Raw genomic sequence first — 13071 nt, forward strand, 5'->3', positions numbered from 1 at the left:
CGGCAAGACTCCCTCGTTCTCCTGTTTTTCCCCAACAGGGATAGTCTCATAAAACAGCTCTTCGAAGATAAAGGAAGCCCATGCACTATAGAAATCGATAAGCCCATTTTGCGCCCACCATACCCCACCAAGTTCACCCCACATAACGGCAAGACTCCCTCGTTCTCCTGTTTTTCCCCAACAGGGATAGTCTCATAAAACAGCTCTTCGAAGATAAAGGAAGACGACATTACGCTATGGAAATTGTATCGATAAGCAATTTCTGGTAGATGGAATTTATCAGAAGTCGCGCATGACAAAGCGTCCTATTGTTGAGCCTTTACTGTCTGCAACATCTGCATTATCTGCTCTGTTCCCACATTACCCCCCATCTGCGCTGAAGCATTTTGCTCTTCTTGAAAAGAGTTTTGCGCCTTTATAGCGATTTTATGAATGAGTGAAGCGGGTAAAGGCGAATAGCGTAAAAGATCGAGCATAATCTCTGGCGTTGCAAAATTTTGCATCAAAGGAAGCAATTGCATGATCAGTGCAAAAGTACGCTCTTTTTCATTAAGACTTGTTGGCGCATCATCCACGACAATATCATATTCCAAGCTTGTCACCATTTCGCGTGTCAGTGGAACATATTGGGCATTTTCATCCCCGGCAATACGCACCAACCGCCCATCGGAGAGATAATTTTGAATAAGATAGAGAATAATTTTTCCCTGTCGTTGCCGATATCGACGCAACCCATCAAAAAAGGAAGCCAAAAGATTAAGTGACGATTGTCGCCGTTGTTGTTCAAGAATGCCAGGCTGATTGACAGCTCGCGTCCCAACAAATTCAGAAGACAATCCCGTCACCTGTTCGAGAGCACTCTTTGCTTCATTAAACAATTGAAAAAATCCTTGCGGAAATTGTGCCACGGGTTTAGGCTGGATTCTTCCCCCAGAGACAGCCCCACTTTTCAACCAAGTAATGCTATCGGCTCTAGCCCAACTCTCGACGGCTTGTCGATCATCATCAAAAGCATCGCGTTCTGCCATAATGCCACCTTTTGATTGGCTATTGAGCAAATGCATTACTTGACTAAAATATTTGTTTGCCCACCGTTGCGGATCTTTTGTAGGGCGCACAATTCCGTAAAATTGTCGGTTTAACTTATCAAAAGTACCGGTAATACACTCCCATCCTAATTGATTGGGTGGAACCAAGGGCTTATCAGGCGCTTCAAGCAGCTTTCTACCTAAAAATGCCCGTTTGACAATTTTTCTGTTCAACCTTGTTGCTTGAACATGAGGAAAGGTTTTGCTTAAATTTTGGAAATCCTGCTCTGAATAATCGATAAATTTTCCACTTTGCGGCTCAAGGACTTTATAAACCACCTCGCGTTCAAACCAGCGACATTCTGCCAATGTCACCATTTTAGGACGTTGATAGCCGCTCCCCTCTTCTCCTTGATACCCCCTCTCGGACTGATAACTTTGTGTTATCCCATTGCTGGTTGGCTGTAAAAAGCTCTGATGTTTCACCCAATCCGCATGAAGATCACTCCAATGAACATTTGGAAACATTTCCTGCGCTACGGCAAGAGGTTTTTCATCGATATACCATAAGCGTTGAGCATCAATGAGATTAGACTTAACAGCACTTGCATCCCACACCATTTTCATAGGGTCCAGCCGCGCAATGATTGGTTTTCCTTGGGGATCTTGTTCATAATCAAGGCGTGTATCTGTCCAGCCCATACCGCAAATAATTGCATCTTGAAAGGCATCGGAATCTTCGTATTCCCCGTCGGCTTCATCGCGAAACCATTCGGCTGCTCCTGTTAGAATCTGATTAGCAAAGGCTGCGCCTTCTTGTCGTGGAATAAATTGCACTTGCCTTTTATTATTGCGCTCAGCCCCAATCACGGCATTAATTAAAGGCGCAATACGGTTAAAAGTCATCACGGGTCTGTTTTGTTCGTGCAAGACGGCAAGGTCTTGCTCATTCCATTGCCGTCCATTATAAAAATCGTAATCTTCCTGGGCATTTTTTCGCCATTTTTCGACATGATCAATATCATCCTGATACCAACCCACGAGTTTTTTAAAGAGAGCTTGATTTTCAAGCGTTTCGATTTGATCAAAAGAAGAATTTGTAGACATATTCATTAAAAAGCCATCCATGAAGTTTGAGAATGGTGAGAAGAGCGATAAGGTTTTTTTCGCGCTTTAGCATTTGGTTGTTCATAAGCCACGCACATCAGTCCAAAGGCATCGGCCCCATGGCTAGCCCAATCATGTTCAGCCCCTAGACCAATATTGCGCTGTTCGTCGCGCTTTTCATGATACCAAGCAAGCGCTTTTCTGCCCGCACATGTCGTTTCACGATTAAACCATAGTGCAGGAAACAACCGCCGTACGGCTTCGATACGCATTTTAACAGCGCCTGTTCCTTGATTAGGAATTATTTTGGTTTGAAAACCAGCTTGTTGAAGGGCACTTTCAAAACTCACATTATAGACACGATCTTTTGTTGCGCCATCATGAGGCAAGACCATAAGAGCCTTATCATATCCCTTTTGAAAGACCCACCCCACATGCTCTGAGAGAGGTTGTCCTTGGGCTTCATAATAATCGAGCACTCGGATTTCCCTTCCAACAAACTGCGCCACCCACAATGCGGTAGCATCGGCCTTTGCTCCTGTTCCCCCGATATCCCAAAAGATTCTCACCTGCATCAAAGGATCCCGTGGAACAGTGGTAATCCGCCCTTCCATTTCGGCTTCGAGCAGACATTTCTGATAATAAGCCCCTTGCACAGCTTGGAGATATTCGCCTTCCCAAATATGGTTATACTGCTCTGGTCTTTGCTGCAAATCGTCCATTCGATCACGATTGAGTTTTTCAGGAAATTGCGGATTATCACGCCAATTGATTTCCACCCCTTTGATATGAGGATTATCGACATTTCGGAAACGTTTTTCCACGGCTGCATTTTCATGGCATGGGTTCCATGTGACCCATAATTCTGCATTCCAATCTTTTCCTTCTTCGCGCAAAGTTGGAATAAGTGTTTGCCAAGCAGTTTCTGTCACGGGCTCGGCTTCATCGACCCAACAAAGGAAAACGCGTCCCATTGATTTAATACTTGCGATATTGCGATCAAGCCCAGCAAACACATAGACAATCCGTCCATCTTTTGACTTAATATATTTATCGCCGATTTCATAATAGTCTTGTAAAAAAGGATAAGACTCGATAGCGCGTTTAATTTCCTCCAAAGAACTTTCATTAAGAGAATTTTGAAATTGCCGTGCACAAAGAATAATCCCGCGTTCTCCAGCCATTCCATGGCGATATCCCACCACAGCCGACATCAAAGCAAAAGAACGTGTTTTTCCAGAGCCCCGTCCTCCCCAAGCGGCTCGCACATCGGCATTTCCAGTAAAGACAGGAATAAGCTTTGGAATAAGAGCCACTTGAGCCGTTTTCTGCTCAATTTTTTGAGAAATTTTCTGAACAGTTGTCATTATAAATTTTCATACTTTAGCAATAATTGCGCTGCACCCTTTTGCTTATCCCAAGTTTAATATCCCAGAGCAATTGAATGAAAAGAGCAATTGAACGAAAAACGCCCTTCTCAAAAGCAGCGCTTTATCTTTTCTTCATCCTAATATTCAATAAATTTCACTTTTTTACATGAGATCCCCTTGACCCCACCTATGCGCCCCAAGCCCCCAAGGCACAAAAGCCCCACCCCCTCAAACACCGCGCCTGTCATCCCCCAACCACAAGCAAGGTATCCCCCCAACCAAATCATAGCCTCAGCACATGGCTCTCAGGCATATCCAAAGCCCAACATCCTCCAATATCATGCCTCTCAAGCATCACCAATCCTCACACTTTATCCCCCAAGATACCCCCACCAAAACACATGCATCCCGCAAACATAACACTTCTCTCAAGTTTCATGCCCCTCCCCCATCAAAACACTGTTCCATATCCACCACACAAATACCCTGCACCAAATTCCCTCCAGCACACGGGGGCCCTTACGGCATCATTCACCAAAGCCCCTTCCCAATATCACGAGCGCCCACAAACACGATAGCCTCCGCTTCAATCCCCTCAAGATAGGCAATCACCAAAGCAGCCCCCTTGCAAGACATCACCCCACATCACCCACCTCAGCCTAACATTTTTCAATATCACAAGCCTCAGTTATCGAGGTATCATGCTTCTCCGGTTCACTATTTTTTGCATTCACTGGTACAATCTCAATACGCGAAACTGTTTTTGATATCTCCACACCTTCAATAACGAGAAAAAAACCAAACCTTCACCAGAGGTCCAAAACAGCAAATATCATCAAGCACTCCCCAACATCTTTCAGGTATCGCGCCCCTCACGCATCGCCATAAAAGCATCTTGCCCTCGCCGCTTCACACAGACCACCCCAGACGCCATGTACCCCCAAAAAACACCATATGCACCGAAGTCTCCTCCAGTCCACGTCCTCATGCATCCCCCACCAAAGCCCAACAACTTCACAGCTCACACGCCTAAAGCACACGCCCCTCACCGCAATTTCAATCATAAGCTTTCAGACAAACATCTAGCATCCCCGTTCAAAGACAATATCCCTTAAACATCATGTGCCAAAACCCAATATTTTCTCGTAACTTCAAGCCTCAGTAACCAAAGGATCAATCTTCTTCGGTTCAGTATTTTTGGGCTTCACTGGCACAATCTCAATACGCGAAACTGTTTTAACATCTCCCCCTGCTTCTCCCGTAACCTGAAGAGGCAAGACTTTTGCCAGCAGCGAAAAAAAAGGAACAGGATTATTCAACGCATGATATTGAAGATAAGACACCAGCCCATCCTCACCATAGTGATATCCAGCCTGCTCAGCGGCTGTCAAAAGAGCTTCATTAAATCGCTTTGTTGTTTTATTCAAAGTTGTTTTTTTCCGCCCTTTTCGACGTAAGGGAAGACAATGTTCATCTACCATCATCATGTTCCTTCCAACTAAAGAAAAACCAATACTTCAAACACAAAAAATGACATGAAAATCAGCAACAAAATTTAACAAGCCATCAACAATAAAAAATGAGACCACACCCTAAAAGACAAGAACCCACATAAAGCCCAAATCCTCCGCATAATTTTACAGATTCACATTTTTACGCTTTTACATCATTACAGAAAAAAGCCAAACGAAACGCCCACATCACCACCCCACGCAGCTCTGTAAACACGGATTTGTCAACAACTCAGCTTCTCACTCTAACGGATTCCCCTGCTGATTATTTCATATGGCTATCCCACACTTCAAAGAATGGTGTTTCATCAAACACGCCAGATAAGCTCTGATCTACAATTCGACTTCAAAAAGCAAATTTTCCTCTGCTGAATAAAGCTTCCACCCCGCACCGGTTTTAAACTATCATCCAACCTCTTCCCCAATAAATTCCCCTACTAACATCAGATTACCCCCCCAAACATCCCTATTTTACACTATAACCGTATAGCAAACATTTTAATTGTTCTTGCCAATCCCTTGAAATTACTTTATCACTCAAAGGATATATTGATCGTCCACGCAACGATCAATAAGGGATAGTAAAGCCCTAAGCTCTAGCGTAAGAATGAACCCACTTTGTGGGTGTCCCGGGATTCCGGGAGTTTTTGCTATGTCCAGGTGTGATAAGCACTAAAAGCAAAAATGCTGACTAGAGCTCAGTACTTTACTACTCCCGGAATACCAATGCGAGGGCGCTCGCAACCGGAGGGGAGCTTGAAGTGCAAACTAAAAATTCACATTTCAACGACATTTCAATAGGTAAAAAGATCCGTCATAGAAGAATTTCAATGGGACTTTCTCAAAAGGAATTAGGAAGCTATTTAGGTGTCAGTTTCCAACAAATCCAAAAATACGAAAAAGGCTTAAACCGTGTAAGCGCGGGGTGTTTGCTCGAAATTGCTAAAAAACTAGAGGTTCCTATGAACTTTTTTTATGCGGACCTTTTAACAGCAGATATTCCCACAAAAGAACATGCCTTACACCACGATCAAGATACCACCAGCGAAAAAGAACACGCCCTTTTAAAAAACTTTAGAGAACTCGAAGCGAAAAAACAAAAAGCAATTTTGTGGTTAATTTCTGATTAGACAAAAGCACACCCATCAACATCCCTCACCAATATATCCAACACCCTTAAAATATAAGCTTCAGATCACAACACTTCAAAGAAGGCAATTTTATCAGACAAGACAGATAAGCCCTGCCCTAAAATATTCCCTCACACACTTTTCTCCAGTCAACGCGATTTATACCCCTCTTCATCCCAGCTTTCCCCGCTCCATTCACAAATGCGTCCCCTAGTTCTCCGACCACATTCCATGTCAAGACAAAAGCATACAATGCATAAATTCTTCACTTCACTTTTACAGATTCACGTTTTTACGCTTTTCCATCTTTACAGAAAGCAGCCAAACGAAATTTCCAAACTAACCCACCACTCGATAAACAAGAGTTTGTAAACAATTCAACTTTTATCGCGTATATTGCATTTGGGCAACCACCTCTCACCACCCCTCAAAGAATGCTGTTTCACCAGACACGGATAGATAAGCCCTACCCCCAAATATTCCCCACACTTTTTCACAAAAAGCACCTTATTGATATACCCGAATTATTGATATGCTTGAAGGTCCCTCGACGGCATATCCTTGCCTCTAATGCCTCCATCTCACCCTACCTCAAATGACAATATTTTACAGCATAAGGCATAAGGCATAAGGCATAAGGCATAAGGCATAAGGCATAAGGCATAAGAATATAATGAGATAATTTTTAAGATACAAAAAAATGCTCTCATTTTCCAAATCTTTTAATTGTTCTTGCCAATCCCTTGAAATTACTTTATCACTCAAAAGGTGCCTTGATCGTCTACGCAGCGATCAATAGGGAGTTGAAGCCCGAAAACTCAAACGTTAATTTACCCCACTTTGTGGGTATCCCGGAGTTCCGGGAGTTTTTGCTATGTCCAAGTGCTTGTCAGCACTAAAAGCAAAAAGCTGATTTGAGTTCAGTGCTTTCAACCTCCCGGAATACTCATGCGAGGGCGCTCGCAACTGGAGGGGAGCTTGAAGTGCAAACTAAAAATCCAGATTTCGCACTTTTTTAAAAAGTACCCAATCTTATAGTCTTTGAAATTATTTTGATTTTTCTTGCCAATCTTCTGAAATTGCCTTATGAATTGATCTGTGTTTTTGATCGTCCACGCAACGGTCAAATAGGGATTTGAAAGCCCGAACGCTCAGTACATAAATTTATCCCGCTTTGCGGGTATCCCGGAATTCCGGGAGCTTTTGCTATGTCCAAGTGCTTGTCAGCACTAAAAGCAAAAGGCTGGCTGAGCTCAGTGCTTTCAAACTCCCGGAATACTCATGCGAGGGCGCTCGCAACCGGAGGGGAGCTTGAAGTGCAAACTAAAAATTCACATTTTAATGACATTTCAATAGGTAAAAGAATCCGTCACAGACGCATTTCAATGGGACTTTCTCAAAAGGAATTAGGAAGCTATTTAGGTGTCAGTTTTCAACAAATCCAGAAATATGAAAAAGGTTTAAATCGTGTAAGCGCAGGACGTTTACAAGAAATTGCCAATATCTTAAAAGTTCCCATTACCTTTTTTTATGCCGATATTGCGATAACAGCAGATATTCCCACAAAAGAACATGCCTTACACCACGATCAAGATACCACCAGCGAAAAAGAACACGCCCTTTTAAAAAACTTTAGAGAACTCGAAGCGAAAAAACAAAAAGCAATCTTGTGGTTGATTTCTGATTAAGTAAAAGCCCATCAATCGACATCCGTTGCCAATATCCCCCTCTGCCTAAAGCCTTGCCGCCTGATACCACCACATCTCAAAAAACGGTTTACGGCACCGGTTTACGACATCATAGGATCAAACTTCAAAATAGGATAACAAACACCAAAACCTTGGAAAAACATCCCCACCCCTCTCACAGAATCTTATCAAAAGATCTCATCTGATTTAAACGCACAATTCCGATTGTATCATTATGATACCTTTTTACATTTACCTTGTCAAGTTTTTATATTTTTCTTTTGATATTTTTGTGTTTTTCTTTAAGGGGAGCCACATCCCTCAAAACACCTTTCCTGCAAAATGCCCCTCATACAAAACACAATGTCTAAAACAACAAGAGCTAAAATAGGATTTTTCCTAAATAGGCATCCCTCTAAATAGGCATTCCTCTAAATAGGCATCCCTCTAAATGGGCTTCCCCTCTAAATAGGATTTCCCCTCTAAATAGGCTTTCATTGTATTGCTCATTCACCCACTTATTAAAAAAAACACCTCTCAATGCTTCTCACACCCATTTCACGGATATCCCCATACAAATATAGATGCAACTATAATTGTTAAGCTCCCCATAGAATATAAACGCCCACCACGAGATTTTTCTCTTCACATCTCTTTACACATCAGCTCTGCAATCTGTTCACAGCCATTCCCCACACACTCTTCTCCAGAAAACGCACTTCAACAACACTCTTCATCCCAGCGTTCCCCGCTCCATTCACAAATACATCCCCCAATCCTCGCACCACATTCCATGCCATAATAAAAGCTCTCACAAAGCACAAATCCTCCGCTTCATTTTACAGATTAACATTTTTACGCTTCTCCACATTTACAAAACGCAGCCAAGGAAAGGTTCACCACCCCGTACCACTCTATAAACAATAGTCTATAAACCAACCCAGCTTTTTGCCTAGTACCCCTTACAGTCTTCAGACGCCCCCCTCAAACGACAACACTTCATCAGGCTCAACAAATCAAGCCCTATCTCCTTAAAAATCGCCATCCTTCACGCATCTCTTTGCACCAACGCCTTACCCACACTCTCCCCCCTATCCATGCGCACACTCTCTTCATCCTCCATTCCCCCTTTTTCTCTCCCATCACACACTCACAACTTAACAGCACTCTTCATCCCAGCGTTCCCCGCTCCATTCACAAATACATCCTCCAATCCTCGCACCACATTCCATGCCATGATAAAAGCTCTCACAAATCCTCCGCTTCATTTTACAGATTCACATTTTTACGCTTTTACATCTTTACAGAACGCAGCCAAAGGAAACTCCCAAACCACCACGCGACAATTTGATAAAAACAAAACACCTTTCCAACAATCTCAAACAACAGATTTCTGTAAAGAGTTCATATGAATTTGATTGTTTAGATCTCACTATTAGATTGGCATATAGAGCCGTAGAACAGAAAGTAATTTTCTATAAGACAGAAACGATAAAAGCGCTATATAACTGAGATAGAACATGAAGGATTGCAAACAGATAAAACGACATCTTTCTTCGTTACAACACTGAAATTGTAAACGAGACGACGAATAACTGTCATCTGAATATGTAATTTTCATATCTGCAAATTTTTATTGATTAATTCAATCCCAACACTTCCCCTGAAACACATTTCTTCATTATCTACTTTTTTGAGACAAACCGGTAAAGGGGTTTCATCGATTATAAGTGCGGATATAATAACGCGTTACTCCAACCTCATCATAAGAAACCATAGACATGATACCTGTCTTTATTGGCGTTATTTGATAAGTCAAGATTACACCATTTTGCTGTTTGTTTGGTTGATCTGTATAGATTACGTTATATCCATTCCGTCGCAAGAGATCAATAAATACAGGAGTAAAGTTGTCTTCTGTTTTATTTTTTTTCACAATAAGTGTTGTTGTAGCGGGCGGTAAAGGTTTTTTAAGATTACGAACAAAATCGTTAGCAATTAATTTTACATCATCTTTCGTAATATTTGGACTGACATAACTTGATGAATAATTACTGATAGATGCACAACCAGCCACCAATACAAGCGGTAACGGAAATAAATATTTTGACATCTTAACTCCCCTATTAATTGCATTCTCTTCTGAGAAGCTCCTACACCAGAAATAAGAGCCTCCTTTCAAAGAATAGCCTTAACAACATACTGCTTTACTATCAAGCATTAGTTAATCACTTTCTCGCTTGTTAAAAAAACGACCACCATCTCTCATAGTACTCAAAGCTTAATGTTTAAGACACAAAATATATATGTTAAAAGTACAAAAAAACACATGTAAAGCATGTAGTATACATATAGTATATGTATACTTACTTTCATAGTGTGTTGCATTACATAAACCAACGCACAGCACCCTTCATTTCCCCTCCATTCACGAAGCCACTTCCCCCCAATCCTCGCACCACATTCCACGCCCCCAAAAGCTCAAAGTAACCAAAAACACGCACAATATATAAATCCATAAATCCTTCGCTTCACTTTTACAGATTCACATTTTTACGCTTCTCCACATTTACAGAACAAAGCCAAGGAAAGGTTCACCACCCCGCACCACTCTATAAACAACGGTCTGTAAAGAATTCAAATGCTTGCCTCGCAAGTTTCCACCACTGACCACTCATTTGTTTCAGATCACCCCCTTCAAAGAGCTGTGTTTTTACCTCATGAATAAGATAATGAGCGAACCGTCTTTAGAAAAAAGAAACGGCATGGAGATATCAAATATATCAATGGTCATCATCGACCGTCGTGTTAAGGGGTGTTAACTCTTTATTTTTCTTAATTTTTACAACGCCAATAATTCCGGTGGAAATAATTAATGCGGACATAGCTAAAAAAGAGCTTAACAATCCTACGAGTGCCAAAAGTCCAGCAATAAAGCCAGACATTGCTTCGGCAGAGTTCGCTAAAGTTGAAAAGGTTCCAAAGCTCTTACCAAAATCTTCACGACGAGAATATAATTGAATAGCTGAGACTAAACCAATATCCACAAAGGCACCAATAAATCCTAGAACAAATGCTAACACGAGAAGGAATTTTAAATAAATTTCCGCAGCTAAGGGCATAACAAACAGAATAACCCCATAAAGAAGCCAAAATATCATGAGCTTCAACGAAGTAATATTTAATATAATTTTACTATATAACAAACCACCAACAATAGTTCCAACAGCCATGAGAGAAAAAATATAACTCACAAAGCTTTCCTCTCCCCCCACAAAAAGAACAAAAGCTGGAATTAAAAATCTTAAAATAGCACCCGTAAAGAGAATAGCAAACGACGAACCAACGAGCGTAATAAATAAATTATTATTTTCTGTAGAAATATATTTAAGATATGAAGCTGTTTCTCGATAAATTTTTATAAAATTGAATGATTTATTCTCGCTTGAATTTAAATTCATGAGATTAAATAACACGATAATAGATATAAAATAGGTAAAAAAATCAAAAATGAGTACTGCCGATTTATTTGCTAAAAAAAGCAGTATGGAACAAACCAAAGGGCCAATGACGGCTGCCGTTTCCATGATAATTTGAGCAATGCTATTGGCCTTTGTAAGATCTTTTATTGAAAACATTCTGGGAATAGCAGCTTGAAAACTTGGTTGGAAAATACTTCTTCCTATCGTTGTACATATTGCTGCAAAAATAAGAACAATGATATGTGCCGTACCTGTTATATAAGTTATAAAAACAAACAATGAAGCTAATAATCTCACAACTTCACTTAAGATCATATTTTTCTTCAAAGAAAAATTATCCGCTAACCAACCTCCTATAGGGCCAAAAAAGAGAAAAGGGATAAATCGAAAAAAATACACAAGACCTGTAAAAAAGGTGTTATCTGTTAATTCTAAGACCAGTAAAATAAAAACAACTTCATAAGCATAATCACCAACTTTGGAAATAAAGAGAGAGCAAAAAAGAGCTAATGGACTCTTTTTTAAAAACAAATTCATATCAACCATCCGATGTTAAACTTTGCTACACTTAAAGTTACACTTCCTTCGCTACAATTGGTGATATGAACTTCAGAAGAGTCTTTTATTCTAATAAATCGCTTAATAAGTTAAGTGAAAATTTTTAAAGAAATACTCCTCTTGATATAAGCATTTACTCTAATATCAAGTAATATCTTTAAAAAAAGAAAGAATGTAAAAATTATGAGATCACAATCTTCCATATTATTACATTGACCTCCACCCCACGTCTCAAAGAATGAAAATTCCCAACCAGCACTAGTCTACAATCCCACAATAAAAAGCAACTTTCCCCACAAAATAAAGCTTACACCCAACCACTTCTCAAACGACAGCACGTCATCAGGCTCGACAAATCAAGCCCTATCTCCTTAAAAACCGCCATCCTTCACGCATCTCTTTGCAACACCCGCCTTACCCATACTCTCCTCCTATCCATGCGCACTCTCTTCATCCTCCATTCCCCCTTTTTCTCTCCCATCACACACTTAACAACTTAACAGCACTCTTCCTCTAAACTTCCATTCACGAAAACACGTCCCCCCAATTCTCGCACCACATTCCACGCCCCCAAAAGCCCAAAGTGACCAAAAACACGCACAATATATAAATCCATAAGTCCTTCGTTTCACTTTTACAGATTCACATTTTTACGCTTTTACATCTTTACAGAACAAAGCCAACGAAAAGTTCACCACCCCGTACCGCTCTATAAACAACAGTCTATAAATGAACGCAGCTTTTTGCCTAGTACCCCCTTACAATCTTCAGTCGCCCCCCTCAAACGACAACACTTCATAAAGCTCAACAAATCAAGCCCTGCCCTCAAATATTCTAGCTCTTCACTCCCCCCTAAAAGAGCAATGTTTTACGGCATAATAGAATAGAAAGTTCTTGATTTTTCTTGCCAATCTTCTGAAATTACTTTATCACTTAAAGTGTAATTTTGGTCGTCTACGCAACGATCAATAGGGATTAAAAACCCGAAGACTTGACACATAAATTTATCCCGCTTTGCGGGTATCCCGGGATTCCGGGAGATTTTGCTATGTCCAGGTGCTTTGGCACTAAAAGCAAAAAGCTGAGTCAAGTCAGTGTTTTTAACTCCCGGAATACCAAAGCGAGGGCGCTCGCAACCGGAGGGGGGCTTGAAGTGCCAACTAAAAATCCACATTTTATCGACATTTTGATAGGCAA

11 protein-coding genes are annotated in these 13071 nt (G+C 40.9%); 2 read left to right on the forward strand and 9 right to left on the reverse strand.

Annotated features, from left to right (window positions below; translation table 11 throughout):
- Positions 1-305 precede the first annotated feature (305 nt).
- The 4 genes from ACFIN0_RS04740 to ACFIN0_RS04755 all read right to left on the reverse strand — a co-directional run bounded on the left by ACFIN0_RS04740 (position 306) and on the right by ACFIN0_RS04755 (position 4986).
- Positions 306-2156: a portal protein gene (locus ACFIN0_RS04740; protein WP_375702021.1), complete on the reverse strand. Its 1851-nt coding sequence runs from the start codon at positions 2154-2156 to the stop codon at positions 306-308.
- The gene (locus ACFIN0_RS04745) at positions 2141-3502 is read right to left on the reverse strand and encodes a PBSX family phage terminase large subunit (RefSeq protein ID WP_375702022.1); all 1362 of its coding nucleotides are present in this window, start codon (positions 3500-3502) and stop codon (positions 2141-2143) included. The genes ACFIN0_RS04740 and ACFIN0_RS04745 overlap by 16 nt, the downstream gene beginning before the upstream one ends.
- Positions 3503-4361: 859 nt before the next feature.
- On the reverse strand, positions 4362-4493 hold the full coding sequence (locus tag ACFIN0_RS04750; RefSeq protein ID WP_375702023.1) for a hypothetical protein: 132 nt from the start codon (positions 4491-4493) through the stop codon (positions 4362-4364).
- Between the two features lie 163 nt (positions 4494-4656).
- Positions 4657-4986, reverse strand: a complete 330-nt coding sequence (locus ACFIN0_RS04755) for a hypothetical protein (RefSeq protein WP_375702056.1) — start codon at positions 4984-4986, stop codon at positions 4657-4659.
- A 791-nt stretch (positions 4987-5777) separates the two neighbouring features.
- Between ACFIN0_RS04755 and ACFIN0_RS04760 the strand changes: the two genes are divergently transcribed.
- Together ACFIN0_RS04760 and ACFIN0_RS04765 are read left to right on the forward strand one after the other, a co-directional pair.
- Positions 5778-6146 carry a helix-turn-helix domain-containing protein gene (locus tag ACFIN0_RS04760; protein WP_375702024.1) on the forward strand — a complete coding sequence of 123 codons (369 nt, stop codon included), beginning with the start codon at positions 5778-5780 and terminating at the stop codon, positions 6144-6146.
- Positions 6147-7462: 1316 nt separating this feature from the next.
- Positions 7463-7834 (forward strand): helix-turn-helix domain-containing protein, encoded by a 372-nt coding sequence (locus tag ACFIN0_RS04765; protein WP_375702025.1) that lies wholly within the window; start codon positions 7463-7465, stop codon positions 7832-7834.
- A 662-nt stretch (positions 7835-8496) separates the two neighbouring features.
- Here the strand turns inward: ACFIN0_RS04765 and ACFIN0_RS04770 are convergent.
- From ACFIN0_RS04770 to ACFIN0_RS04790, 5 genes are all read right to left on the reverse strand, one after another.
- Positions 8497-8649: a hypothetical protein gene (locus ACFIN0_RS04770; RefSeq protein WP_375702026.1), complete on the reverse strand. Its 153-nt coding sequence runs from the start codon at positions 8647-8649 to the stop codon at positions 8497-8499.
- Between the two features lie 902 nt (positions 8650-9551).
- A complete protein-coding gene (locus ACFIN0_RS04775) occupies positions 9552-9947 on the reverse strand; it encodes a hypothetical protein (RefSeq protein WP_375610669.1) in 396 nt (131 codons plus the stop codon).
- 274 nt (positions 9948-10221) lie between these two features.
- Complete coding sequence (locus ACFIN0_RS04780) at positions 10222-10353, reverse strand: hypothetical protein (protein ID WP_375622730.1); 132 nt, start codon at positions 10351-10353, stop codon at positions 10222-10224.
- Between the two features lie 264 nt (positions 10354-10617).
- Positions 10618-11853 carry an MFS transporter gene (locus ACFIN0_RS04785; protein ID WP_375622732.1) on the reverse strand — a complete coding sequence of 412 codons (1236 nt, stop codon included), beginning with the start codon at positions 11851-11853 and terminating at the stop codon, positions 10618-10620.
- 889 nt (positions 11854-12742) lie between these two features.
- A partial coding sequence (locus ACFIN0_RS04790) for a hypothetical protein (protein ID WP_375702027.1) occupies positions 12743-13071 on the reverse strand: 329 nt, incomplete at its 5' end.

Source organism: Bartonella sp. AA89HNZF, from assembly GCF_042196905.1.
GTDB lineage: Bacteria > Pseudomonadota > Alphaproteobacteria > Rhizobiales > Rhizobiaceae > Bartonella.

Coding starts and splice junctions, on each gene's coding strand:
- ACFIN0_RS04745 (WP_375702022.1), bottom strand. CDS start 3,502: ATGACAACTGTTCAGAAAATTTCTCAAAAAATTGAGCAGAAAACGGCT.
- ACFIN0_RS04740 (WP_375702021.1), bottom strand. CDS start 2,156: ATGGATGGCTTTTTAATGAATATGTCTACAAATTCTTCTTTTGATCAA.
- ACFIN0_RS04750 (WP_375702023.1), bottom strand. CDS start 4,493: ATGAGGACGTGGACTGGAGGAGACTTCGGTGCATATGGTGTTTTTTGG.
- ACFIN0_RS04780 (WP_375622730.1), bottom strand. CDS start 10,353: ATGGATTTATATATTGTGCGTGTTTTTGGTTACTTTGAGCTTTTGGGG.
- ACFIN0_RS04775 (WP_375610669.1), bottom strand. CDS start 9,947: ATGTCAAAATATTTATTTCCGTTACCGCTTGTATTGGTGGCTGGTTGT.
- ACFIN0_RS04755 (WP_375702056.1), bottom strand. CDS start 4,986: ATGGTAGATGAACATTGTCTTCCCTTACGTCGAAAAGGGCGGAAAAAA.
- ACFIN0_RS04785 (WP_375622732.1), bottom strand. CDS start 11,853: ATGAATTTGTTTTTAAAAAAGAGTCCATTAGCTCTTTTTTGCTCTCTC.